Source organism: Acinetobacter sp. LT1 (genome assembly GCF_059800965.1).
Map to the genome: position 1 here is coordinate 328,945 of NZ_JBBAXE010000001.1, position 24,291 is coordinate 353,235.

The following is a 24,291-nucleotide window of genomic DNA, read 5'->3' on the forward strand; positions in this document are numbered from 1 at the left end:
AGAGAATTGATATTTAAAATAATTTAAATAAAATTGCTTAAAGTAAAAAACGCCCTTTGGGGCGTTTTTTATTAAAATACATATGGTCGAACAAAAATCAAAAAGAAAATCCCAAGCATCAAGAACCATTTCAAGAAATAATACAACTTACGGTTCGATGCTTTTAAGGCTTTAGCTTTAATACGAATTTGATAAAGATAAGCAAAAGCTTTATTTAAGCCACCTGTTTGGTCGCCTGTTTCATTCGGTGAACTTGCCGCAGTCATCACTTTACGACCAAACCAATGGTTGAAACGCTCCATCCATTTTACTTTCATTGGACGTTCAACGTCTGCAAAGAAAATAATACGGTTTTGATCAGTCTTATTTTCAGCATAGTGAATATAAGTTTCATCAAACACGACACTTTGACCATCACGCCAAGAATATCTTTCGCCATCGACATCAATAAAACAACGGTCATCATTTGGTGTAATTAGACCTAAGTGATAACGCAAAGAACCTGCATACGGATCACGGTGTCTTACCAAACGGCTGTCAGGTGCAAGCTCGGTAAACATTGCTGCTTTAATTGTCGGCAATGTTTTAAGAAGTGCTGTAGTTTTTGGGCAAAGCTCAGCAGCAGATGGATGACTCGATTCATACCATTTGAGGTAAAAACGCTTCCAACCTGTTTTAAAGAATGAGTTAAAACCTAAATCGTTATAGGTACTTGAAGCTTTAATCCCACCTTGGTCATATAAAGCTTTCGCTTCATCTCGAATCATTTCCCAATTTTCATCCAGCACTTTTAAATCTTTAAAATGCTGTGTATCGATATAAGGTTGATTCGGCACCTTTGAAAAGATGTACATTAAAAAGTTAATCGGTGCGAGCAAGGTTGAATGGTCAAAAAATTGACGATAAAACGAGTGACGCACTTTGCCGCGATGTTGGATATACAATGCTGATATCACAAAAATCGCTAATATGATCCACTTAATCATATTGCTACTCTTTCAAAAGATTAGGGGCAACTTCACCTTATATTTAAGGAGAGAGAAACCGGAAGTTTATTTAATTGGTGCAAATTTTAACAAAATTGACTTAGAAAAAGCGAATGTAAAAAAATTAAGTCAAATAATAGACAGCGCTGGTGTAATAAAAATTTTAAATATAGTGTATTTTTCCATAAATTTAAGGAAGTTAAAATTTATTACTATTATTACTGTTATTTACAGATGATCCCACTAACAATTGACATTTTTGACAAAAAATTAACTTTTAAAACTTATTCGTTTTTATATAAAAAATTGATAATTCCTATGCTTTATCAAGAAAAAGTTAAATTAAAACAAATGTCTTTCGTTATTAGCTATCTTTATGATTTCTTTTATGCATTTCATATAGATGAATTGAATAATAAATAAGATGACCCTTGCGTCACGGCTTGATACAACTTGTCAGGTTTTTTTTAGATATAGTTATCGTAAGATTAGCGAAGCATAAATGTGTACCTAAGATGTGCACACGCTTCATAACATCAACTTAGAAGTCCTCCAAAACTAAGGAGATCAGGCATGATCCACGCTGGCAATGCCATTACCGTCCAAATGCTTTCGGACGGAATTGCAGAATTCCGCTTTGACTTACAAGGTGAGTCGGTCAATAAATTTAACCGTGCAACAATTGAAGATTTCCAAGCTGCTATTGCTGCGGTAAAAGCAAATAATGATATTAAAGGCTTAGTTGTTACCTCGGGCAAATCGACATTTATTGTTGGGGCAGACATTACCGAATTTGGTGAAAACTTCGCACAAGGCGAAAAAGCAATTGTTGACTGGCTTATGCCTGTTCACGAAATCTTCAATAGCTTTGAAGATTTAGAAATTCCAAAAGTTGTTGCTATTAACGGTATGGCGTTAGGTGGCGGTTTTGAAATGTGTTTGGTTTGTGACTATCGTGTGATGTCAGAAGCTGCACAAGTGGGCTTACCGGAAATTAAACTTGGTATTTACCCAGGTTTCGGCGGTAGCGTACGTTTAAGCCGTCTGATTGGTATCGACAACGCGGTTGAATGGATGGCGATGGCTGCTCCTAAAAAACCAGCTGCTGCCCTAAAAGATGGTGCGGTAGATGCGGTTGTAGCTGCTGATAAATTACTTGAAGCTGCAACTGACTTAGTTAAGCAAGCAATTTCTGGTCGTTTAAACTGGAAAGCAAAACGTCAAGAAAAGCTTGAAGCTGTAAAATTGAACCCACTTGAACAAATGATGGCGTTCAATACTGCGAAAGGTGCAGTGCTTGCTAAAGCAAACCCTGCTCAATACCCTGCTCCAAAATTATTACTTGATTCATTACAAGCGGGTGCAAGTCTTGCGCGTGACGAAGCATTAAAAGCTGAAGCTGAAGGCTTTGCAAAAGCTGCGATTACGCCACAAGCTGGTGCATTGATTGGTTTATTCCTCAATGACCAAGTTGTTAAGAAAACTGCTAAAAAATATGAAAAAGGTGCACACCCTGTAAACCAAGCAGCTGTACTTGGCGCTGGTATCATGGGTGGTGGTATTGCTTACCAAGCGGCAAGCAAAGGCACACCAATTATCATGAAAGATATTGGTAATCCACAACTTGCTCTAGGTATGAAAGAAGCGAACAGCTTGTTAACTAAACAAGTTGAACGTAAGAAAATGAAACCTGCGCAAATGGGTGAAACGCTTGCACGTATCCGTCCTACTTTAAGCTACGATGAGTTTAAAGAAGTTGATATCGTGATCGAAGCAGTTACAGAAAATCCAAAAGTAAAAGAAATGGTACTTGCGGATACTGAGAAAAATGTTCGTGAAAATACGATTATTGCTTCTAATACTTCTACGATTTCAATCACACGTTTAGCAAAAGCATTACAACGTCCTGAAAACTTCGTTGGTATGCACTTCTTCAACCCAGTTCACATGATGCCGCTTGTAGAAGTAATTCGTGGTGAAAAGACTTCTGAAGAAGCGATTGCAACTACTGTTGTGCTTGCTCAAAAAATGGGCAAAACACCGATCGTTGTAAACGACTGCCCAGGATTCTTGGTTAACCGTGTATTGTTCCCTTACTTTGGTGCGTTTGACCTTCTTGTAAAAGACGGCGCAGACTTCCAGCAAGTTGACAATGTAATGTCTAAGTTTGGTTGGCCAATGGGTCCTGCTTACCTCATCGACGTTGTAGGTATCGACACAGGTGTACATGGTGCAGAAGTCATGGCTGAAGGTTTCCCAGACCGTATGAAGCCAGACTTTAAAGGTTCAATCCAAGCAATGTACGAAGCTAAACGACTTGGTCAAAAGAATGACGTTGGTTTCTACAAATACGAACTTGATAAGAAAGGCAAAAAAGCAAAAACTGTTGATCCAACAGCATATGAAATCATTGCTCCTTTCGTAACGGGTGAGAAACGCGAGTTTGATAACCAAGAAATCATTGACCGCATGATGCTTGCTTTCTGTAACGAAACAGTTCGTTGCTTAGAAGACAACATCGTTGCAACTGCTGCTGAAGCAGACATGGCGATGATTATGGGTGTAGGTTTCCCTCCATTCCGTGGTGGTCCATGTCGTTATATCGACCAGACTGGTGTTGCTGAATACGTTGCACTTTGCGACAAATATGCACACTTAGGTAAGGCTTATGAAGCGCCACAAATGTTGCGCGACATGGCTGCTAACAACAAAAAATTCTACGGTTAAGGAGCAACGTGAATGGCTACTTTAAATCCACGTGACGTTGTCATCGTTGATGGCGTACGTTCTGCAATGGGTAAAACCAAAAACGGTATGTTCCGTAATGTACGTGCTGACAGCTTATCTGCTGAATTGGTTCGTGCACTCGTTGCCCGTAACCAGTTTGATGTAAACGAAGTTGAAGACCTGATCTGGGGCTGTGTAAACCAGACTCTAGAACAAGGTATGAACATTGGCCGTAACATCGGCTTATTGGCTGACTTACCAAAAACTGTTGCTGGTCAAACAGTAAACCGTCTTTGTGGTTCTTCTATGCAAGCGCTTCATACTGCTGCTGCACAGATTGCAACAAACCAAGGTGATATTTTCATTATTGGTGGTGTAGAGCACATGGGCCACGTAGGTATGATGCATGGCATCGACCTAAACCCAGAAGCATCTAAACACTATGCAAAAGCATCTAACATGATGGGCTTAACTGCTGAAATGTTAGGTCGTATGAATGGCATTAGCCGTGAAGAGCAAGACGCTTTTGGTGTTGAATCTCACCGCCGTGCTTGGGCTGCAACTCAAGAAGGTCGTTTCAAAAACGAAATCGTTGGTGTTGAAGGCCACGATGCTAATGGCTTTAAAATCCTTTGCGACATCGATGAAGTAATTCGTCCAGATGCAAACCTTGAAGCGTTCAAAGCATTACGTCCTGTATTTGACCCGAAAGGTGGTACGGTAACGGCTGCTACATCTTCAGCTTTATCTGATGGTGCTTCTGCAATGTTACTTATGTCTGCTGAACGCGCACAAGCGTTAGGTTTAAAACCACGCGCTGTAATTCGCTCTATGGCCGTTGCAGGTTGTGATGCAGCAATCATGGGTTACGGTCCAGTTCCAGCAACTCAAAAAGCGCTTAAACGTGCTGGTTTAACGATGGCTGATATTCAAACTATCGAGTTAAACGAAGCATTTGCTGCTCAAGGCTTATCAGTAATGAAAGGCTTAGGTATTTATGACAAGCAAGACATCATTAACTTAAATGGTGGTGCGATTGCTTTGGGTCACCCACTAGGCTGTTCTGGTGCACGTATCACCACTACATTGTTGAACGTAATGGAACAACAAGATACTCAAATCGGTCTTGCGACCATGTGTATCGGCCTTGGTCAAGGTATTGCAACAGTGATCGAACGTGTTTAATTAACACCAAGATAAAAAAAAATCCCCGCTCAATGCGGGGATTTTTTATGCTGATTTACTTATATCAGCAGAATCTAATAATTTTTGAATCTCGTATTTAACATATGGAGGTGTTTTACCAGAAATAAGTGCACCTTCTCTAATCCGACACAATAAACCATATTCAACTGGAGTATGTAAAGACAGGCGTCCATTTTCTACACCTCTTTTGATTGGCTCATATTCCTCGTATCTCAAACCTCTATAATTAACATAGCTTTGATGGCTAATGAACTCATGCTCACCAGATTCAATAATACAACTAGTATCATGTATCATACCTGGACGTACAGATGTAAAATTAACTTGAGCTAAGTGAAGTTTTTTTCCAAAACTTGTATCTATTGGTACCTGAGGATCAAATAATACAACAAATAGATGGTTTCCAGATGGTCCCGAAGGCACTAATAAAGTGTCACCAGCTTTTGCATCCCACTGTATACTCGATAAAGTCTTTGTAATTTGTTCTTCATTCGCTTTTTTATTATCTTCTGAATTATTACCTTCGACCATGAAATTAAGCAGTCCTATACCAAATTTGAAAAAAAACTATCTATATCTGATTCTTCATTCAGGTAATCTTCAATGCTTGAAGCAGTTTGTTCATCAAACTCTAAAGCTTTAAATAAATCTCTATATGTTATTGGTCTACTTGACCCATTCGGATCTGACCATTCTGGACATCCACCATTGTGCGTATAGTCTCGAATTTCCCATTTATTCATATGACCAAACTCATTCCATACTTCTTCTAAAATATTTTGGTCATCTTTACTCAAGTATTTTAAATCACTATTTATAGAAATATTTGATTTTAGAGAAATATTATAATTTTCTTTATCAGATAAAAGTTCTCTCATATATGTATTTCTACAATTTCCATTTAATCTATCATAAGTTAAGGACAGAACTGGACCATGAGGCATTGAGACAAGATAGTCGCCAATTATAGGAAAATGGTGCTGTTTAAAAGACTCTCTTTCAGCAAGATACATCAATTTCATTAATTTTAAAACAGGCAATTGACCATCAGATCTAGAAAGAAAGTACGCAGCTACTTCTGCTGCTTTAACATCACTAAATAGATTCATAATAATCACCTTTAAACATCTCATTTATAAATATTAGAATATAGAGATTACAAATATTAAATTAATGCTAATTTTATCATTTTTGTCTAAAAAATGTCTATCAGCTACAGATGAATAGCAAAAAATTCAAAAACTATTTTGAGAGAAGTTATCTTCACAGATTAATAAAATTACGCAATACGAATTAACTTTTTCATTCTACTGATACCTTTCGCACAAAACCATATACTATTTCATATAATCCATTGATAAATTTATAAATAAAAAAAATAAGTTACATAATAATCTTGGAAAGGACCTTCTAGTGTTTATTTTTAATGGCCTTTTAAACCATCTTGAATTTGCTGTTGTAAATTTATGAGGTCATTAAGGTTAACTTTCATCGTACCATCACGATAAGCACCAACATTACTTCGGTTAATATTCAAAGGTCTTAACATTTCAAAAATGCCATTGGTTGGATCAGAAGACTGTATTCCACCCGCTACCGCTAAAATGTATTGTTGTAAGAATGGAGAAAGTTGAGACAAATCAGGCTGTGCCATAACTGGCTGATAATCTACTGTAGTCATACCTTCAGGGACTAAAGCATTCTGTATATCGTAATGAGTTTTATACTCATGATGTTGCAGCGCCTGACGCACTTTTTTATCTTCTTGGAAGGGTACAAATCCCACCTCTTCACGTAGCTCAGATTCAGCCATAACGCGAATTGTTGGTAAAGTAGCCACTTCTTCTGCTTGAACAGTCGGTAAACCCATAAAAGCAAATGCAGCAATGAAGGCTGATTGTTTTAGAAAGTTCATAACTTGCTCCAAAAATCAGTCACCCTATTTCAATTAAAAGATGATGATTAAATTAAAAGTATCTATAAATAGGCTACAACAAAGTCGAATATGATTCAGTAAGGCTCAGATAAACGGTAAATATAATTAAAATTTTTAATGTAATAGTAAGGGACTTTATTTATTCAAGAATGAAATTTATATAAAACACTCTATAACTTGAACAAAACAAAAGTATTCAGATTATAGAGTGCAATTTAACTTATTGGTTTTATTTGCTATCTAACATCTCTTTTAGAGAATCAACTAATTGCTGAAATTTCGTATAACCTTCTCTACCCAAAAAATGCCCACCATTAGGAACGGTAATGTACGGCGCATCAATTTCTTTCGCCAATTCAATAGTCAGTTTTGGCGGAACTAAATCATCATTATCCGATAAATACACCAGCTTTTTCTTTATGCCCTTAAAGTAATTTGTATCGACTTTACTCTTGGTTATATAACTATTAAGTACAGAAGAATCTGAAATGAAACCAGAAAATCCAGATACTAAAATCATTCCTCCAATATTTTGATAATCATGTCTTTGCAAAAAGTGCAGTAACGTAATCACCCCTAAACTGTGCGCAACAAAATAGGTATTCTCATCCACCTTAGGGATCTGTTGGTCTAAAACCTTTTGCCATGCATCTACATCAGGATTCTCAGAATCTGGAAATGGAATTAAGGTAACCGTTGTATGTTCATCTTCTATTTGATGTTTTAAATCTAGAAACCAATGATCATCTATAGAAGCAGAGTAACCGTGAAGCACAAATATTTGACGCATGTTCTTCTCCTGAAGTTCAAGTGTTTTGGCATTTGCAACAAATGACATTAATCCGAATAACACCAATAAAATGAGTTTTCTGATCATTGAACAAGTACCATTTTGAAAGATAAAAACATGCTAAACTATAACACCACTGTTAAGGTCAACCCCATTTTATGAACTTAGCTAAAGTTGCCGAGCTTACAAAAGTAAGTCCTCGTATGCTGCGTTATTACGAGAGCTTAGGGCTTATACAGCCTCTTCGAGCGAGTAATAACTATCGAAGTTATACGCAAAAAGATATTGAAAATATTAAGAAAATTAAAATATTAAATGATGCAGGCATGCACCTAAAAGATATTCAGGTTTTGCTGCCTTGTTTTGATTTAGATGAACGCGTATTTACGCTGTGCTCAGTGGTTCAAGAAAAACTGCAAACTGAACTCATGCATGTGTCTGAGCAGTTAAACAAACTGCAAACTTCTCAAAGTTTATTACAATCTTTTTTAACCAAAGGGAAAGTCGAGAGCACCAAATCATAATATTTGATGCTCATGCTTTGCTTATTCTTTTAAATCTCCTTCGAGTGCAGCTACATTCTTTTTCTTAATTTTTTCAATTTTTGCATTTAGCTTTAGAACATCTTGATAAAGCCCGTTAAATTTTTTGACCTGAGCATTTTCATGAAAAAGAATCATCTGATCTTTCTTTTGCCATTCATAATTTTTTAGAAGCTTAAACATTTCTTCTGCTTTATCTAAAATTTGTAGCTCAATCATAAAAATTGCATGATCTTGATCTGCTTTTTGCTGAGTTCCCAATTTCATTTCAAGAAGTTGCCTCATCTCTGCATCAACCGATAATTCTTGAACCTTTGCTAAGAAAGTTTTATGAATCTTTTCATATTCAGTCTGGTACTGATCTGATGCTTTACGGACATCGGCTAGCATCTTTTCAGTTTCTGCATACTTCTGTTTTTTATCAATATCTAAACGGTCCACATTTAAGAAAGTATCCCATTTGGCTGCTTTGAGTTCTCTTAAGTATGCATTACGTGCATTAATATTTTGAATCCAATAACTTAAAAGAAATTCTGAAATTTGCTTATAGTGTCCTGCCAAACGCTTATCGTGAATATCGAGCTGGACGGGTTTAGACCAGTCTTGTGCTTGGTCATAAAGCTGATTCATTTTTTCAGTCATGACGACATCAAACATTTGACTACTGTCTTTGGCCTGCTGCTGTTTGATATGTTGATAGGTGAAAAAAATAATGCTTGTGATAACAATCAGACTTGCAATCGCAATCAAAACTCGGCGCATACACACCTCCTATTTCCCTTCTTATAGTTTTGCTCTTTATAGTTATAAAATAGAGCTTATTCTTCTTTATATGCCATTTATTTCACAATACGCAACACTGTATTCGCTACCCAAAGCTTTAAATCCTTATCCATCATCCCTATTATGATGGGTAATTAAAATTTATGAGATTCTCCCATGCGTGTTGATGTCTGGTCTGATGTAGTTTGCCCTTTTTGTTATATTGGTAAAAAACGCCTTGAGCATGTAGCTGCTGAAGCAGGTATTGATCTTGAAATTCACTGGCATAGTTTTGAATTAGATCCTGATGCGCCAGCTAAACATGACACTTCAAATACTGAACGTCTAGCTAAAAAATATGGCCGTACCTATGAAGAGATGGAAGAAATGGAGCGCAATATTGCGGCCATGGCTGCTTCTGAAGGTATTGATTTTCAATGGCAAAAAGCCAACTCAGGCAATAGTTTTAATGCACACCGTATTATTCACCTTGCGCAAAGCAAAGGTTTAGGTAATGAAGCTAAAGAAGCTTTTTTCCATGCTTATATGACCGAAGGTCTCGCAATTGGCGAACGTGAAGTTGTAGAAGAAATTGCATCTCGTATTGGTTTAGACAATGCTGAAGTTGAATACGTACTAGATACCAACGAACTATCTGACTTTGTCCGTCATGATGAAAAAATTGCACGTGAGCAGCTTAATGTAACTGGCGTGCCATTTTTTGTATTTGACCAAAGAATCGCTCTTGCTGGCGCTCAACCACGTGAAGTCTTTTTACAAGTTTTGGAAAAAGCACAAATCAAAGCAGATAGTGAAGAAGTCGAGCAAGATGATGCAGCTGCTTGTACCGATGAAACTTGCGATATTCCAAAGAAATAAATGAACACAATTAAAATGTGATCAAATCGTATGTTTTATCATCATTTTAGCAATAGAGCGTTCTAAAAAAAGAACTATCTAATTGCTAAAAATCAGTTTATTATTGCCGCTTAGAATATTCGCGCTGTAATGTTCTGTTTTTTATGTGTTTAATGATCGGAATTTGAAGTTTCCTTGATCTATCATCCCCCTTCACTGGGGGATTTTTTTTTGGCTAAAAATAATCGCTAATAGCTTAAACTTTTTCATTTATTTCAAATATGTAAAAAAAGTTAAATTTACTTAACTTTTGTGTCTCCCTCTTGATTTTATTAGAAAAATCAACAAAAGTGGAAACAACAACAAAACATAAAGATAGATATGAAAACATTTCATGTAATGCCGTACAGGCAGCTTTTTGCACTTTTAACGATTGGATTTGGTTCAGTATGCATCGCTCATGCAGAGACCGCCTCTTCTTCGGCAAACCAACAAGTAGGAAGTACATCATCTGGAGTACAAACTGAAGTCACCACAGACGAAAATCTCTTAGATCAAATTCCGCGTTGGGTAGATGCAACCCCAACCATTTTTCCAGAGCAATCTAGTGAGCCTATTGTTCCGCCTACCGAACAAACCGAAGATCAAACCTGGGTTGATCGTAAGCAAAAGAAAATTCGTAATTGGGCCGATCGTACTTCTGAAAAAATTGATAATTGGTTTGGTGAAGTTGATCCACAAAAACCTGCAACAGCAACCATTCGCGTCATGGTGGATAACTATTGGAATGAATACGACAACTTTGAAATTAAGCCCAGAATTCGCGGTAAAATTAAGCTCCCTACGCTAGAAAAACGTTTAAGCGTGGTATTTGGTGATGATTCTTTAGATGATGAATTTAATAACAGTCCAGCTAATATTAACCAAAACCCAAATCAAGACTCCAATAAGAAGTTAGATGGCAAACGAACTCGAGATGACAACAGCTCAATTGCCTTACGTTGGTCAAATTTTTCTAAAAAACTGCCTTTCGAAACCGATGCCGACTTAGGTATTCGTTCTGGGGACGATATTTATGTTCGTTTAAAAGCATCGAGAGATTGGCAACTTCGTAATGATTTTAAGTTTTATGCTGAACAAATTTATCGTTACGGCATAGACAGCGAAAACTACTTACGTACTAATCTTGAACTTACCCATGCTAGACCGAATCAACCGATTTTATCCAATCAGTTCAGCCTAACCTATGCCGATGATCAAGATGACGATCTAGCTTGGGAAAACCGAACATTCCGCGAGCACAGTTTCTTTGCAAACAACCGTTTTAACTATGGTATTTATACTAGCGGTTATTACAACGACAATGACTTACGTTTAAACAGTTGGGGACCCTTTGTTTCATGGCGCCAACCCGTTTTACGTGAATGGTTCTTTGTACAAGGCGATGTAAATTACTTTAATGACCACCGCGAAGACCGTAATCATTTTGTCAGCACCTTCTTACGTTTAGAAGCACTTTTCTAAGCTAGCAAACATCACCTTGGACCTCATCCAAGGTGATAAATAACAAAATACTTTTAAATAAAATTTTAAGCTTAGCCTTCTAAAGTACTGTTCTAATTTTTGTTTTTGATTCCTTATCTTTAAAAATGAATCAATTTTCTTCTCCATTTCAAAATAAATCGACAGTCTTCATTTGTATTTATAGTTTAGGTGTATTAGCTTTACTTCCACATACTCATTTTTTTTATAACTCTTTAAAACACCAACGGTCACGGCGTTATCCCTATTCTTCTACGAGTTTCGCTAAAGTAAAAAGACAATCACTTTCACGCTCACCTTGTGAAGTAGAAGCAAACAATACTTTATCTGATGCTGGTTTAATTCAAGAGCTTATGGCTGTATTTGGAAATGATACGTTATGGAAACGTGCGACTCAACCTGAACAAACGTATAAAGCTTTGGGTAAAAGAAAGAAGAAGAATTCATCAACTCAGGTTTCAGTCACAAATCCACTGAGTGCGAGCTGGGCCACCATTTCAACATGGATGCCTTTTGAAAATGACCTCGATTTAGGCTCAAATTCAGATAGTGATATCTACGTACAATTTTTAGCAAAGAAGAAATGGAATTTGAGACATAACATTAGAATTGATACAGAACAGATCTTTCGTTACGGCTCTACCAGCCGAAATTATTCTGAAACTACCCTAAACTTAACGCAGAAAATGCAAGATAACACATTATTTTCTAATAAATTTAATGTGAACAAGAGCGAAAATGAAGATTACAACTGGGGCAATTGGACTTTTCAACAATTTGAGTTTGTGAAAGATAATAGCCTGACTTACGGTATTTATAGCGGTGGCGTATATACTAAAAATGATATTCGACTAAATAGCTGGGGGCCTTATATTTCATGGCGTCAACCGATATGGAGAGATTGGATTTTTATCCAAAATGATCTTAATTTTTTTAACCATATTGATGATGATCCGAAACACCAACTCAGTGTGCAAATGAATCTTGAAGCTAATTTTTAAACAAAAATCATCAGGTTGTGGATAACTCTTTCTTTATCCACAAAAAAGCCCCTGACAGTTCAGAGGCTTTTTTTTATATCAAAAAATTATTTCAACAATAAGCTATTAATGCGTTTCACGTAAGCTGCTGGGTCTTCAGGTAAACCACCTTCAGCAATCACAGCCTGATCGAAAATCACATTTGCCAAGTCATCAAATTGCTCTGAGCCTTCAAGTTTTTTCACTAAAGGATGCTCAGGGTTAATTTCTAAAATTGGCTTAATTTCAGGTACGGCTTGCCCCGCTTGTTTAAGCATACGAATAAGTTGTGGAGACAATTCACCTTCACTTGTTACTAAACACGCTGGAGAATCAACTAGTCGTGTAGTTACACGTACTTCTTTAGTTTTAGCCTTTAATGAGTCACTTAGTTTCTCAACAACAGGCTTAAACTGTTCAGCTGCTTGCTCAAGTGCTTTCTTCTCTTCAGCATCTTGCAAATCGCCTAAATCAACAGCCCCTTTCGACACATTCTTTAATGGTGTACCGTCAAACTCTTGAACAAAATTCATTGCCCATTCGTCAACACGCTCTGCCATTAATAACACTTCAATGCCTTTTTTCTTAAACAACTCAAGCTGCGGCGAGTTTTTCGCTGCTGCTAGACTGTCAGCAGTCACATAATAGATGGCTTTTTGGCCCTCTTTCATACGTGCCTTATAGTCAGCAAAAGAAGTCGTTACTTCATCATTTGTTGAAGTCGCATAACGTAATAATTTTAAAATACGTTCACGGTTACCAAAGTCTTCACCCAAGCCTTCTTTAAGTACTGAACCAAACTCACTATAGAAGGTCTTGAATTTTTCTTGGTCTTTTTCATCTTCCGATTTAGCCAAACTATCAAGTACAGTTAATACACGGCGTGCATTACCTTCACGAATCGTTTTGACATCACGGCTTTCTTGCAACAACTCACGGCTAACATTAAGCGGTAAATCAGCGCTGTCCACTACACCTTGCACAAAGCGCAAATAGTTTGGAATTAAATTATCCGCATCGTCCATAATAAAGACGCGTTTTACATATAGCTTAATTCCCGCTTTTGCTTCACGAGTAAAAATGTCATGTGGTGCTTTACTTGGAATATAAAGTAACTGGGTATATTCCGTACTACCTTCAACACGGTTGTGTGCCCAAGCGAGTGGTGCTTCAAAGTCATGAGTTAAGTTTTTATAGAACTCAATATATTGCTCTTCAGTCACTTCGCTTTTGTTACGTGTCCATAAAGCACTTGCCGAGTTAATCGCTTCCCACTCGTCAGTTTTGACCATTTGGCCGCCTTTAGGCTCTTCACCTTCAGCAACTTCTTCTTCCTGCCAAACTTCTTTTTGCATTTCAATTGGCAAGCTAATGTGGTCAGAATATTTATTAACGATTTGCTTAACTTTATAAGATTCTAAATAATCAAGCGCATCATCACGTAAGTGAAGAATAATGTCAGTACCACGTGAGGCTTTATCAATTTGCTGAACTTCAAACTCGCCTGTACCACCACTAATCCAGCGCACCCCTTCAGATGCCTCTAGACCCGCACGGCGTGATTCAACCGTAATCTTGTCGGCAACAATAAAACCTGAATAAAAACCCACACCAAATTGACCAATCAACTGAGCATCTGCTTTTTGATCGCCAGTTAATTTTGACATGAAATCTTTAGTACCTGACTTAGCAATTGTACCTAAGTTATCAATTGCTTCTTGCTGGCTTAAACCAATACCATTATCAGAAATCGTTAACGTTTTATCTTCTTTATTTAAACTGATTCGTACATGTAAGTCTGGATCATTTTCATAATATTCAGGATGATTAATTCCTTCAAAACGTAACTTATCACATGCATCTGATGCATTAGAGATAAGCTCACGTAAGAAAATCTCAGGGTTAGAATAGAGAGAATGCGTCACTAAATGTAAAAGCTGGGCAACTTCTGCTTGGAAACTATAATTTTGTGATGCTTGTTCACTCATAAATCACTCCTTAAATTTTGAAGCTGTTTGTTCTCGAATGCTTTATGAATGGAGTACTTCTAGAATTTTTCAATCCTGAATATCAAAAATTTTTACTCTAATTAAAATGGGCCGTGGCTTAACACCCTATCTTGCAATATCGTATCTAACTGCTTTTGACGTTGTTGGTAAGCTTTGCTAATACAACTGACATTGGCAGCACAAGCATTTCTTTTTTTCAGCCATTGTTGCTGAGTATCTTTCTGGTTATCTCGCCCACCCATAGGTAAAGCATGCAAAACGATTTGATACGTCGTTGCCATTTTTACATCTGCATCATTTAAAGAACGGTTTTTACAAATACTTTTTTCCGTTTTCGTTTTTGCAGTATCGCACGAAAAACTTGCAGCTTGTAAATTTTGAGTAAAAGCAATACCACTCAAAAGTGCTAAACAAATCGCTAATTTGTTATTCATGTTTTTATTCCCATGCTTGTAATGAATAGAAATTAGTTTAGAAAAAAACTTGCAGAAAATATGTATAAAACTGTCTGTTTTATGCTTTTTTTAGTGCAAATAAAATCCATAAAAAAACCTCACATAAAATATATGTGAGGTGCCTGAGTCTAGGTTTATTATTATATTTTTCTATTTATTATTATGCTTAAAATTTATAGCTATAACCCAAAGTATAAACAAAAGGATTAATATCTAGATCAAACTTGTAGTTAGCAATTGATGGATCAATTGTTACTTCCGGACTAATATCAGCATAACGTACATCTACAAATACACCCCAGTTTTTAGCATCAGCAGGTTGGAAATTAAAACCAACTTGACCTGCCAAACCAAAATCTTCTTTAACCTTTACCGCTGCACCTTCTTCATCCCAAGGAATAAATGCTGTAGCACCAATACCAATATACGGTGTGAAACGTGTAGAGTTTTTAAAATGATATTTTGCAGTAATTGTTGGTGGTAATTGTTTTATACGTGCTGCATTTTTACCATCTAGCAATACATCATGATTAATAGGTGTTGCTAATAATAATTCTGCCGAAAATGGAGACTGACCAAAAAAGTATTCTACCGATGGTGTAAATGCATATTCATGATCTGCTTTTACCACGCCTAAAGGTGTTGTTGTATCTTCAGATGGAGCAATAACACTACCACCAAATTTCACTTGCCAGTTACCAGCAAAAGTAAAAGAAGACATCCCCATTAATGCAATAACCAAAGCTTTTTTGAACACTTTAATATCTCCAACCTTATTTATATTTATAATAAACATTTATTTTAAAACCATGCAATACTCATTATAAAATTATTTTATAGTTTATTTTTAAACTACTGTTTTAAATAAAATTATATATTATCCAACTATTTTAATAGGTTTTTATCCCAACCTCATTAATCAAGATTATTTTATATTACCAACCATTTTAATATACTTTTAAATTCCGAGTATTTTAATATAATTTATTTTGAATACATGTTTTATTTAGACAATAAAAAAACCTTCTTAATTTAAATCTAAAGATCGTTATTAAGAAGGTTTACACTTTAATATTTTATGAAAACTTTATAAAACCATTGCAGCGATCCAGCCAAAAATTAATAGCGGAATATTAAAGTGAATAAAGGTAGGTACGACTGTATCCCAAATATGATCGTGTTGCCCATCTACACCTAAACCAGCTGTTGGCCCTAAGGTTGAGTCAGAGGCTGGCGATCCAGCATCACCTAATGCTGCTGCTGTACCAATAAGTGCAATCGTTGCTAATGGTGAGAAACCAAACTGCACACATAAAGGCACATAAATAACAGCTAATACAGGAACACTTGAGAAAGATGAACCAATACCAATTGTCACAAATAAGCCAATACAAAGCATTAGGAAAGCAGCAAGCGCGCGGTTATCTCCAATAATCTCGACTACACCATTTACTAGCTGATTAATATCACCAGTATGAGTCATTACTGAGGCGAAACCGGCAGCAGAAATCATGATGAAGCCCACTAAAGCCATCATTCGCATGCCTTGTACAAAGACATCATCTGCATCTTGCCATTTAAAAATTCCGGCAGTAGATAGAACAGCAAAACCGACTAAACCACCCAAAATCATCGAACCTGAATACAGCTGCGCAGCGAGCGTTAAGCCAATTGCGAGCAATGCCATCAAGATCGTTTTCTTTGCAATAACTGGTGCTTGCTCTGCTTCATGCTTTAACTCTTCAGCATCTGCTTTTAAGTCAGCTGTTTCATCCTGGGTTGTTGCGCGAAGAGGTTTATCTAGATCAATCGTGGTCACAGGTGTAATCGCACGATCAGCATAAATTCTTGGTTTACGGTAGCTAATAAATACAGCAACCAAGGTGCCTAACACCATACCTAAAACAGGAATGGCCATGCCAATTGGCATCATTGCCCGATCAACATGCAAGCCATACGCTGCCCCAATTTTGTTGATATTTCCCATCAGAATCTGTTCAAGGAAAATTGCACCAAATCCAACCGGAAGAAAAATATAAGTACCAACCAAACCTAACGTAAGTACACAGGCTGCGGCGCGGCGGTCTAATTTTAAATGGTTCATTACCCGTAACAGTGGCGGAACCAGTACAGGAATAAAGGCAATATGAACTGGAATAAGGTTTTGAGAGAAAATAGCAGAAATTAATAAAATACCTAAGAGGAGATATTTCACTTTAGTCTGACGGCTTTTTCCAGCTTCCATTCCCAATAGACCAATCAGCTTATGGGCAAGTAAATCAGGCAATCCAGATTTTGAAAGTGCCAGAGCAAATGCCCCTAACACTGCATAGGCAAGTGCAACTTCAGCACCATCGCCAAGACCAGCGTTAAAAGCTTCAACGGTTTGGGAAAGGCTTAAACCTGCTACGAGGCCGCCCACAATGGCAGAAACCACTAAAGTCAGTACGACAGAAACGCGCGCCAGTGATAATAAGAACATCACTGCAATCGCAATAACGACAGCATTCATGAATAAGTTCAGAGCAAAACAAAAGGCGATATTCTAGCAGATTCATATCTATGAAGCCGAAAATATCGCCGAATTAACAGTTTTATGCAGTTATTTCACTGTTACGCTTGAGCTTTAATAAACTCACGAATATGAGTTGCTATTTTCTCTGGCTCACTCAGAATGGCCCAGTGATTTGCGTTAAGCTCTACATATTCAAATTTTTCAACCCACTTTGGCATAGCCTCAGTGATGTATTCTGGGCTTACAAAAGTATCATATTTTAAAATAACAGCCTTAACTGGACACTGTGCATAACGTTGACGTGGGCCAGTTAAGCGAGGAATAAAATTGGCACGATATAAATTAATGCCATATTTACCATCAGCATTAATATTATTATTTAAAGGTAAATTACTTTTCCTTTCCAACTGAGTAAGAACTTTACCCCATTTTTCAGGACTAAATAGAGACCATACGGTGGGTGCTAATAACGGAAGATGAAATGCCCCGATATACCAAGATTTGGTTAATATTTTTAAGATTTGAGCTGGTGAAGATTTAAATTTATCACGTAAAAATAAAGCGGCATGATCAAGACATGGTCCAGAAATGGTGGTGTATGATAATAAACGACCTTTGAACTTAGGCTCAGTGACCGACTCCCAAGACTGAATCGAACCCCAATCATGTGCAGCCATATGGAATTGACGATTTGGCAATAACTCATCAATAACTTCTTGGAGATCTAGAGATAAACGCTCTAAACGGTAATCACGTATACGTTTTGGTATAGATGACAAACCAGCTCCACGTACATCGTAAGTAACAATATAGAAGTCATTGATCAAATGCTCAATGATTGATTCCCATACTTCTTGATTGTCTGGATAGCCATGTACTAAAACCAAGGGAGTATTTTTTTCGTCACCCCATGTTTTAGCACAAAGCGTTTGTTGATCACTTGTTGTTACTGTATGAACTTTTGGCTGCATAATCATTTCCTATCTTGTTTTTCAATCGATCATGTCGTTAGTCGGATAGAGCATTGCCATCAATATAAAAAAGATGATACTTATCTAGTATGAATACTGTTGCAATAAAAAAAATTGACTATTATGGCTATTTTAAGAAGACTTCAGAACAATCCTACGATTTCAAAATTTCTATTTAATCACTATCCCCCTTATCGTGGCGCAGGGATTTATATTGAAATCATGAATTTAGAACTTTGCCATGTGCGTGTAAAGATGCCGCTGACTTGGAAAAACCAAAATTTAGTCGGTACACATTTTGGTGGAAGCCTTTATTCAATGGTTGACCCATTTTATATGATGATTCTTATGCATCATCTCGGATCAAAATATATTGTTTGGGACAAAGCTGCCGAAATCAATTTTCTTTCTCCAGGACGCAGTACTGTACATGCAGATATTCGAGTTGATTTAGCTGAAATAGAACAAATTCGTGAACTTGCCGAGAACTATGAACCTGTTTTAAGAACTTATCATCTAAACATTTTTGATGAATCTGGGGTAAGAATTGCAGAGGTTCAGAAAACGCTTTATATCAGACGTAAAAAAGCGAAACCTTTTCCTCAATAAAAATAAGCGCTAAAAGCGCTTATTTTTATTTGTTAATTTTTTATCTTTTCTCTTCAATCGCAGCACCAGCACCACCACCGATCGCACCGCCAATTGCAGCACCAGAGTCACCACCAATCAGTGCTTTACCTACGACTGAACCGATACCAGCACCAATCGCACTCTTAGTCGTTGTCTGTTTACTGCCGCCTTGGGTATTAGAACCTACGCCTGCACCTACCGCTGCGCCTAAGCCTGCACCAATACCTCCACCTACATGGTTACCTAAACCACCACCAAGTGCTCCACCTGCTGCTGCTGCACCAATACGTTGATCAGATGGGCTCATATTTTGGCAGCCTGTGAACATAAGTGTAGACAACATTAAAGCAGAAACTAATCCAATTGTTTTTTTCATGACCGTTCTCACAATGATCTGTTCTAGAGAAAAGAATAATCCCCTTTTATGAGGAATTTGATCAGATTGTGTTATCCGTCTGTCCTAATCGATTGATATTTTGTAAAGCTCTGCCTTTTATATTTATTAAGCCAAATTTTAATTATAAAAAAGAAGTCTTTAATCACATAAAGACTTCTATAGTTTAACAATTATTAAGGATACTTTTAGTACTTCCCTTTCTTCTCTTCATAGGCTGCACCGGCACTACCACCCAATGCTCCACCTGTAGCAGCACCAGCGTCACCACCAATAATTGCTCCACCTAATACAGCGCCGACACCAGCACCAATTGCACTATTACGTACGGTTTTACTGCTAGACCCTTTTGCATTAGCCGCAACACCTGCACCGAGTGCCGCTCCTAGACCTGCACCTATATTACCGCCCACGTGTTTTCCTACTGCACCACCTGCACCACCACCAATAGCAGCTGAACCAATACGTTGACTTTCTGGGCTTGCATTCTGACAACCAACAAACAAAGTTGTAGACATCAGGCCAACACTAACAATCATCATCATTTTTTTCATTAGATTTACTCCAGTCTTCATAAGCAGGTAGCCTAGTGTGTTTTTGTGGAGTATTTATCCCGCTTAAGTAATAAAATAATGGCTCTTTAATATGTTTATGTAATTACAATTTAAAATTGTTATAAATAGATATAAATAAAAAAGGCACCCTAAGGTGCCTTTTTTATTGCCAGCCTAAACTTAGAATTGTTCAGAGTTTAATGCTTGGCTAAATGCTTGATCTACTTCGCTGAAGTCATTATGAAGCTCATGCTCTGCAGCTTCTGCTTCTTGACGACGACGCTCTAAGTGGTACGCAAGACCAGTACCTGCTGGAATCAAGCGACCTACTACAACGTTTTCTTTCAAGCCACGTAAATCATCTTCTTTACCTGTTACAGCCGCTTCAGTTAACACACGAGTTGTTTCCTGGAACGATGCAGCAGAGATGAACGAGTCAGTAGAAAGCGATGCTTTCGTAATACCCATCAATTGACGTTCAAACTTCGCAGGGAACTTGTTCTGAGCCAAGACAGCTTGGTTCTCTTGAACAACGCGGATGTAATCCACTTGCTCGCCTTTAATGAAGCTTGTATCACCGCCATCAGTGATATCAACTTTACGCAACATTTGACGTACGATAACTTCAATGTGCTTATCGTTGATTTTTACACCTTGGAGACGGTAAACGTCTTGAACTTCGTTCACGATGTAGTTAGTTAATGCAACTTCACCTTTCAAACGCAAGATGTCATGTGGGTTTTGTGGACCATCAGAAATAGTCTCACCACGGTTCACATGCTCGCCTTCGAATACGTTGATTTGACGCCATTTTGGAATCAATTCTTCGTAAATCTCAGAACCATCATCAGGAGTAATTACCAAACGGTTTTTACCCTTAGTCTCTTTACCGAAGCTTACAACACCTGATACTTCAGCAAGAATTGCATGCTCTTTTGGCTTACGCGCTTCGAACAAGTCAGCTACACGCGGAAGACCACCGGTAATATCACGAGTACGTGATGTTTCTTGTGGTACACGACCAATAACGTCACCCACACCAATCGTTTCGCCATCACGGACAGTTACGATTGTATTTTGTGGCAAGAAGTAGAACTGTTCGCCGCCATCTGTTGTATCCAACACGATTGCAGGACGTAAATCTTTACCAGAAGCAGGACGAGCTGTTACAGGCAAGATTTCAACAGTAGTCATACCAGTTGCATCATCAGTTTTCGATGTTGCAGTTACGCCATCAGCGATTTGGCTGAAGCGCGCTTTACCAGCAACTTCTGTTACTAATGGATGTGTATGCGGATCCCAAGTCGCTACGATACCGCCAGCTTCTACAGCTTCACCATCTTTCAACAAGATGCTTGCACCGTAAGGAAGTTTATAACGCTCGCGCTCACGACCTAAATCATCGGCAATACCAATTTCACCTGAACGTGAAACTGAAACCAAATGGCCTTTTGCATGTTGTACAGTTTTCACGTTATGGAAACGTACAGTACCTTTGTTACGTACTTGAACACTGTTCGCAGCAGAAGTTCGGCTCGCAGCACCACCAACGTGGAACGTACGCATCGTTAACTGTGTACCCGGCTCACCGATTGACTGTGCAGCCATTACACCGACTGATTCACCTGGGTTCACCAAGTGACCACGTGCAAGGTCACGACCATAACAACGAGCACATACACCGAATGTTGATTCACATGCGATTACAGAGCGTACTTTAACTTCATCGACACCAGCTTCTTCAAGCTGAGCTGCGATTTTCTCGTCAATTAACGTACCACGAGGTAATACAACTTCATCATCAGATGCACGACGTACGTCTTCAGCAGTTACACGACCTAATACGCGGTCACGTAATGGCTCGATGACATCACCACCCTGAATGAATGGAGTCATTACTAAACCACCCGCTGTACCACAGTCAGGTTCAGTAATTACCAAGTCTTGCGCTACGTCTACAAGACGACGAGTCAAGTAACCAGAGTTCGCAGTTTTCAATGCTGTATCGGCCAAACCTTTACGCGCACCGTGTGTTGAAATAAAGTACTGAAGTACTGTTAAACCTTCACGGAAGTTCGCTTTAATCGGAGTCTCAATAATTGAGCCATCCGGTTTTGCCATCAAACCACGCATACCAGCAAGCTGACGAATCTGTGCCGCACTACCACGGGCACCAGAGTCAGACATCATATAGATGCTGTTGAATGATTTTTGTTTCTCATCTTCACCTTGTTTGTTTTTAACAAGTGTATAAGACAAGTTATCCATCATTGCTTTAGCAACTTGGTCGTTTGTACGCGCCCAGATATCGACAACTTTGTTATAACGCTCACCAGCAGTTACGAAACCTTGTTCGAACTGTTGTTCGATTTCACGAACTTCTGTTTCTGCTTTATCAATAATTGTGTGCTTAGTAGGTGGAATGAGCATGTCTTCCATACCTACAGATACACCTGAACGAGTCGCTTGACGGAAGCCCAAGTACATTAATTGGTCAGCAAAGATAACTGTATCTTTCAAACCAAGTTTACGGTAGCAAGAGTTGATCAATTTAGAGATGTTCTTTTTAGTCATCTCAAGGTTGATCATGTCAAAGCTCAAGCCTTGTGGAACAATTTCCCAAAGCAAACAACGACCAGGTGTTGTATCAACAATAATAGTTTGGTGTTCACGTTCACCATTTTCATTGATAACAGTTTGGTGTACACGTACTTTAACACGCGCATGGATCGCAACCTGACCAGTAGCAAGTGCACGGTTTACTTCATGAGTATCCGCGAACACCATGCCTTCACCTTTGGCATTTACAGCATCACGTGTGATGTAGTAAAGACCCAAGACAACGTCCTGAGAAGGAACAATGATTGGCTCACCGTTTGCTGGTGACAAGATGTTGTTTGTTGACATCATCAATGCACGAGCTTCTAACTGTGCTTCAAGTGTCAATGGAACGTGTACCGCCATTTGGTCACCATCGAAGTCGGCGTTAAACGCAGCACAAACGAGTGGGTGAAGACGGATTGCCTTACCTTCAATAAGAATAGGTTCAAATGCTTGAAGACCTAAACGGTGAAGTGTTGGCGCACGGTTCAACATTACTGGGTGTTGACGAATTACAGAAGCAAGAACGTCCCAAACTTCCGGAGTCTCACGCTCAACCATTTTCTTCGCAGCTTTAATGGTAGTTGCCTGACCTGAAGCTTGTAGTTTCGCGAAAATGAATGGCTTGAATAATTCAAGTGCCATTTTCTTCGGAAGACCACATTGGTGAAGACGTAAAGTAGGACCTACAGTAATTACCGAACGACCAGAATAGTCAACACGCTTACCTAATAAGTTCTGACGGAAACGACCTTGTTTACCTTTGATCATATCTGCCAAAGATTTTAATGGACGCTTGTTAGAACCAGTAATTGCACGACCACGACGACCGTTATCAAGCAATGCATCTACAGACTCTTGTAACATACGTTTTTCGTTACGTACGATGATATCTGGAGCAGCAAGGTCAAGAAGACGCTTCAAACGGTTGTTACGGTTAATGACACGACGGTATAAATCGTTCAAGTCAGAAGTCGCGAAACGACCACCTTCAAGTGGAACTAATGGACGTAAATCAGGTGGAAGTACCGGAAGTACATTCATCACCATCCATTCTGGCTTGTTGTTTGAATCTTTGAATGCTTCCATCAATTTCAAGCGCTTAGACGCTTTTTTCAACTTCGTTTCAGAAGTTGTTTGAGGAATTTCTTCACGTAAACGTGCGATTTCAGCTTCAAGATCGATATCTTTCAACAAGTCCTGAACCGCTTCTGCACCCATTTTCGCAGTGAATTCATCACCGTGTTCTTCAAGTGCATTGAAGTATTCTTCGTCTGTTAAAAGTTGATACTTTTCAAACGGAGTCATACCTGGGTCAGTTACAACGTATGATTCGAAATACAATACACGTTCGATATCACGAAGTGTCATATCTAATAATAAACCGATACGGCTCGGTAACGATTTTAAGAACCAGATATGTGCAACTGGAGAAGCAAGTTCAATGTGACCCATACGTTCACGACGAACTTTCGCTGTAGTTACTTCAACGCCACATTTTTCACAAATGACGCCTTTGTATTTCATACGCTTGTATTTACCACACAAGCATTCGTAATCTTTTACTGGACCAAAAATTTTGGCACAGAACAAACCGTCACGTTCAGGTTTAAAAGTACGGTAGTTAATTGTCTCAGGTTTTTTAACTTCACCATGAGACCATGACTTAATCATTTCTGGTGACGCAAGACCAATACGGATACGGTCAAACTCAATTGGTGCATGACCATCTGAGTCCGTTTTCTTACGCATGATATCGAGCAAGTCTTTCAATTTTTTTCTCCGTGTGTCGGG

Annotated in this window: 22 protein-coding genes; 8 read left to right on the forward strand and 14 right to left on the reverse strand. The window is 38.2% G+C overall.

Going from position 1 to position 24,291, the window contains the following annotated elements:
- Positions 1-71: 71 nt before the first annotated feature.
- Positions 72-986: a lipid A hydroxylase LpxO gene (lpxO, locus tag WBW42_RS01535; RefSeq protein WP_002114943.1), complete on the reverse strand. Its 915-nt coding sequence runs from the start codon at positions 984-986 to the stop codon at positions 72-74.
- Positions 987-1,292: 306 nt separating this feature from the next.
- On the opposite strand from lpxO, the gene WBW42_RS01540 reads away from it, so the two are divergent.
- The 3 genes from WBW42_RS01540 to fadA all read left to right on the forward strand — a co-directional run bounded on the left by WBW42_RS01540 (position 1,293) and on the right by fadA (position 4,898).
- Positions 1,293-1,409 (forward strand): hypothetical protein, encoded by a 117-nt coding sequence (locus WBW42_RS01540; RefSeq protein ID WP_078210141.1) that lies wholly within the window; start codon positions 1,293-1,295, stop codon positions 1,407-1,409.
- 150 nt (positions 1,410-1,559) lie between these two features.
- The gene (gene fadB, locus WBW42_RS01545; protein WP_017398716.1) at positions 1,560-3,713 is read left to right on the forward strand and encodes a fatty acid oxidation complex subunit alpha FadB; all 2,154 of its coding nucleotides are present in this window, start codon (positions 1,560-1,562) and stop codon (positions 3,711-3,713) included.
- Positions 3,714-3,725: 12 nt separating this feature from the next.
- Positions 3,726-4,898: an acetyl-CoA C-acyltransferase FadA gene (gene fadA / locus WBW42_RS01550; RefSeq protein ID WP_005065826.1), complete on the forward strand. Its 1,173-nt coding sequence runs from the start codon at positions 3,726-3,728 to the stop codon at positions 4,896-4,898.
- A 45-nt stretch (positions 4,899-4,943) separates the two neighbouring features.
- Here the strand turns inward: fadA and WBW42_RS01555 are convergent, their stop codons facing one another.
- From WBW42_RS01555 to WBW42_RS01570, 4 genes are all read right to left on the reverse strand, one after another.
- Positions 4,944-5,450: a hypothetical protein gene (locus WBW42_RS01555; RefSeq protein WP_050450586.1), complete on the reverse strand. Its 507-nt coding sequence runs from the start codon at positions 5,448-5,450 to the stop codon at positions 4,944-4,946.
- 14 nt (positions 5,451-5,464) lie between these two features.
- Positions 5,465-6,028, reverse strand: coding sequence for a Panacea domain-containing protein (locus WBW42_RS01560; RefSeq protein WP_032005709.1), 564 nt, complete (start codon positions 6,026-6,028; stop codon positions 5,465-5,467).
- 314 nt (positions 6,029-6,342) lie between these two features.
- Positions 6,343-6,834 (reverse strand): hypothetical protein, encoded by a 492-nt coding sequence (locus tag WBW42_RS01565; protein ID WP_045126412.1) that lies wholly within the window; start codon positions 6,832-6,834, stop codon positions 6,343-6,345.
- Between the two features lie 250 nt (positions 6,835-7,084).
- Positions 7,085-7,732, reverse strand: coding sequence for an RBBP9/YdeN family alpha/beta hydrolase (locus WBW42_RS01570; protein WP_068938187.1), 648 nt, complete (start codon positions 7,730-7,732; stop codon positions 7,085-7,087).
- A 71-nt stretch (positions 7,733-7,803) separates the two neighbouring features.
- Between WBW42_RS01570 and WBW42_RS01575 the strand changes: the two genes are divergently transcribed.
- Positions 7,804-8,169, forward strand: coding sequence for a MerR family transcriptional regulator (locus tag WBW42_RS01575; RefSeq protein ID WP_002114700.1), 366 nt, complete (start codon positions 7,804-7,806; stop codon positions 8,167-8,169).
- Between the two features lie 21 nt (positions 8,170-8,190).
- Here the strand turns inward: WBW42_RS01575 and WBW42_RS01580 are convergent, their stop codons facing one another.
- Positions 8,191-8,949: a hypothetical protein gene (locus WBW42_RS01580; protein ID WP_032070764.1), complete on the reverse strand. Its 759-nt coding sequence runs from the start codon at positions 8,947-8,949 to the stop codon at positions 8,191-8,193.
- Between the two features lie 177 nt (positions 8,950-9,126).
- Between WBW42_RS01580 and WBW42_RS01585 the strand changes: the two genes are divergently transcribed.
- The 3 genes from WBW42_RS01585 to WBW42_RS01595 all read left to right on the forward strand — a co-directional run bounded on the left by WBW42_RS01585 (position 9,127) and on the right by WBW42_RS01595 (position 12,350).
- Entirely contained in the window at positions 9,127-9,828 is a 702-nt protein-coding gene (locus WBW42_RS01585) for a DsbA family oxidoreductase (protein WP_002114847.1), read from the forward strand.
- A 360-nt stretch (positions 9,829-10,188) separates the two neighbouring features.
- Positions 10,189-11,331, forward strand: coding sequence for a hypothetical protein (locus WBW42_RS01590; RefSeq protein WP_032070763.1), 1,143 nt, complete (start codon positions 10,189-10,191; stop codon positions 11,329-11,331).
- Between the two features lie 125 nt (positions 11,332-11,456).
- On the forward strand, positions 11,457-12,350 hold the full coding sequence (locus WBW42_RS01595; protein ID WP_005065811.1) for a hypothetical protein: 894 nt from the start codon (positions 11,457-11,459) through the stop codon (positions 12,348-12,350).
- 86 nt (positions 12,351-12,436) lie between these two features.
- On the opposite strand, the gene htpG is transcribed toward WBW42_RS01595, so the two are convergent.
- The 5 genes from htpG to WBW42_RS01620 all read right to left on the reverse strand — a co-directional run bounded on the left by htpG (position 12,437) and on the right by WBW42_RS01620 (position 18,324).
- Positions 12,437-14,356 (reverse strand): molecular chaperone HtpG, encoded by a 1,920-nt coding sequence (gene htpG / locus WBW42_RS01600; RefSeq protein ID WP_005065808.1) that lies wholly within the window; start codon positions 14,354-14,356, stop codon positions 12,437-12,439.
- Between the two features lie 101 nt (positions 14,357-14,457).
- On the reverse strand, positions 14,458-14,811 hold the full coding sequence (locus tag WBW42_RS01605; RefSeq protein WP_005065806.1) for a lysozyme inhibitor LprI family protein: 354 nt from the start codon (positions 14,809-14,811) through the stop codon (positions 14,458-14,460).
- A 187-nt stretch (positions 14,812-14,998) separates the two neighbouring features.
- Positions 14,999-15,589: an OmpW/AlkL family protein gene (locus WBW42_RS01610; RefSeq protein ID WP_005065804.1), complete on the reverse strand. Its 591-nt coding sequence runs from the start codon at positions 15,587-15,589 to the stop codon at positions 14,999-15,001.
- A 330-nt stretch (positions 15,590-15,919) separates the two neighbouring features.
- The gene (locus WBW42_RS01615) at positions 15,920-17,344 is read right to left on the reverse strand and encodes a Na+/H+ antiporter family protein (protein ID WP_032005724.1); all 1,425 of its coding nucleotides are present in this window, start codon (positions 17,342-17,344) and stop codon (positions 15,920-15,922) included.
- 101 nt (positions 17,345-17,445) lie between these two features.
- The gene (locus WBW42_RS01620) at positions 17,446-18,324 is read right to left on the reverse strand and encodes an alpha/beta fold hydrolase (protein ID WP_080776836.1); all 879 of its coding nucleotides are present in this window, start codon (positions 18,322-18,324) and stop codon (positions 17,446-17,448) included.
- A gap of 117 nt (positions 18,325-18,441) precedes the next feature.
- Here WBW42_RS01620 and WBW42_RS01625 point away from each other — a divergent pair, with 117 nt between their 5' ends.
- Entirely contained in the window at positions 18,442-18,927 is a 486-nt protein-coding gene (locus tag WBW42_RS01625) for a DUF4442 domain-containing protein (protein WP_005079397.1), read from the forward strand.
- 40 nt (positions 18,928-18,967) lie between these two features.
- Here WBW42_RS01625 and WBW42_RS01630 read toward each other — a convergent pair whose 3' ends face one another.
- The 3 genes from WBW42_RS01630 to rpoC all read right to left on the reverse strand — a co-directional run bounded on the left by WBW42_RS01630 (position 18,968) and on the right by rpoC (position 24,270).
- Positions 18,968-19,324 (reverse strand): hypothetical protein, encoded by a 357-nt coding sequence (locus tag WBW42_RS01630; protein ID WP_002115127.1) that lies wholly within the window; start codon positions 19,322-19,324, stop codon positions 18,968-18,970.
- Positions 19,325-19,530: 206 nt separating this feature from the next.
- On the reverse strand, positions 19,531-19,896 hold the full coding sequence (locus tag WBW42_RS01635; RefSeq protein ID WP_005065793.1) for a hypothetical protein: 366 nt from the start codon (positions 19,894-19,896) through the stop codon (positions 19,531-19,533).
- A 180-nt stretch (positions 19,897-20,076) separates the two neighbouring features.
- On the reverse strand, positions 20,077-24,270 hold the full coding sequence (gene rpoC, locus WBW42_RS01640; RefSeq protein ID WP_002114988.1) for a DNA-directed RNA polymerase subunit beta': 4,194 nt from the start codon (positions 24,268-24,270) through the stop codon (positions 20,077-20,079).
- Between the last annotated feature and the right edge of the window lie 21 nt (positions 24,271-24,291).

Excerpts from the sequence above, each read along its gene's own strand:
- WBW42_RS01590 (WP_032070763.1), top strand. The coding sequence starts at position 10,189 with ATGAAAACATTTCATGTAATGCCGTACAGGCAGCTTTTTGCACTTTTA.
- WBW42_RS01615 (WP_032005724.1), bottom strand. The coding sequence starts at position 17,344 with ATGAATGCTGTCGTTATTGCGATTGCAGTGATGTTCTTATTATCACTG.
- WBW42_RS01575 (WP_002114700.1), top strand. The coding sequence starts at position 7,804 with ATGAACTTAGCTAAAGTTGCCGAGCTTACAAAAGTAAGTCCTCGTATG.
- WBW42_RS01580 (WP_032070764.1), bottom strand. The coding sequence starts at position 8,949 with ATGCGCCGAGTTTTGATTGCGATTGCAAGTCTGATTGTTATCACAAGC.
- lpxO (WP_002114943.1), bottom strand. The coding sequence starts at position 986 with ATGATTAAGTGGATCATATTAGCGATTTTTGTGATATCAGCATTGTAT.
- WBW42_RS01595 (WP_005065811.1), top strand. The coding sequence starts at position 11,457 with ATGAATCAATTTTCTTCTCCATTTCAAAATAAATCGACAGTCTTCATT.
- WBW42_RS01605 (WP_005065806.1), bottom strand. The coding sequence starts at position 14,811 with ATGAATAACAAATTAGCGATTTGTTTAGCACTTTTGAGTGGTATTGCT.
- WBW42_RS01625 (WP_005079397.1), top strand. The coding sequence starts at position 18,442 with ATGGCTATTTTAAGAAGACTTCAGAACAATCCTACGATTTCAAAATTT.
- WBW42_RS01620 (WP_080776836.1), bottom strand. The coding sequence starts at position 18,324 with ATGATTATGCAGCCAAAAGTTCATACAGTAACAACAAGTGATCAACAA.
- WBW42_RS01585 (WP_002114847.1), top strand. The coding sequence starts at position 9,127 with ATGCGTGTTGATGTCTGGTCTGATGTAGTTTGCCCTTTTTGTTATATT.
- fadB (WP_017398716.1), top strand. The coding sequence starts at position 1,560 with ATGATCCACGCTGGCAATGCCATTACCGTCCAAATGCTTTCGGACGGA.
- WBW42_RS01555 (WP_050450586.1), bottom strand. The coding sequence starts at position 5,450 with ATGGTCGAAGGTAATAATTCAGAAGATAATAAAAAAGCGAATGAAGAA.
- fadA (WP_005065826.1), top strand. The coding sequence starts at position 3,726 with ATGGCTACTTTAAATCCACGTGACGTTGTCATCGTTGATGGCGTACGT.
- WBW42_RS01570 (WP_068938187.1), bottom strand. The coding sequence starts at position 7,732 with ATGATCAGAAAACTCATTTTATTGGTGTTATTCGGATTAATGTCATTT.
- WBW42_RS01635 (WP_005065793.1), bottom strand. The coding sequence starts at position 19,896 with ATGAAAAAAATGATGATGATTGTTAGTGTTGGCCTGATGTCTACAACT.
- WBW42_RS01565 (WP_045126412.1), bottom strand. The coding sequence starts at position 6,834 with ATGAACTTTCTAAAACAATCAGCCTTCATTGCTGCATTTGCTTTTATG.
- WBW42_RS01560 (WP_032005709.1), bottom strand. The coding sequence starts at position 6,028 with ATGAATCTATTTAGTGATGTTAAAGCAGCAGAAGTAGCTGCGTACTTT.
- htpG (WP_005065808.1), bottom strand. The coding sequence starts at position 14,356 with ATGAGTGAACAAGCATCACAAAATTATAGTTTCCAAGCAGAAGTTGCC.
- WBW42_RS01630 (WP_002115127.1), bottom strand. The coding sequence starts at position 19,324 with ATGAAAAAAACAATTGGATTAGTTTCTGCTTTAATGTTGTCTACACTT.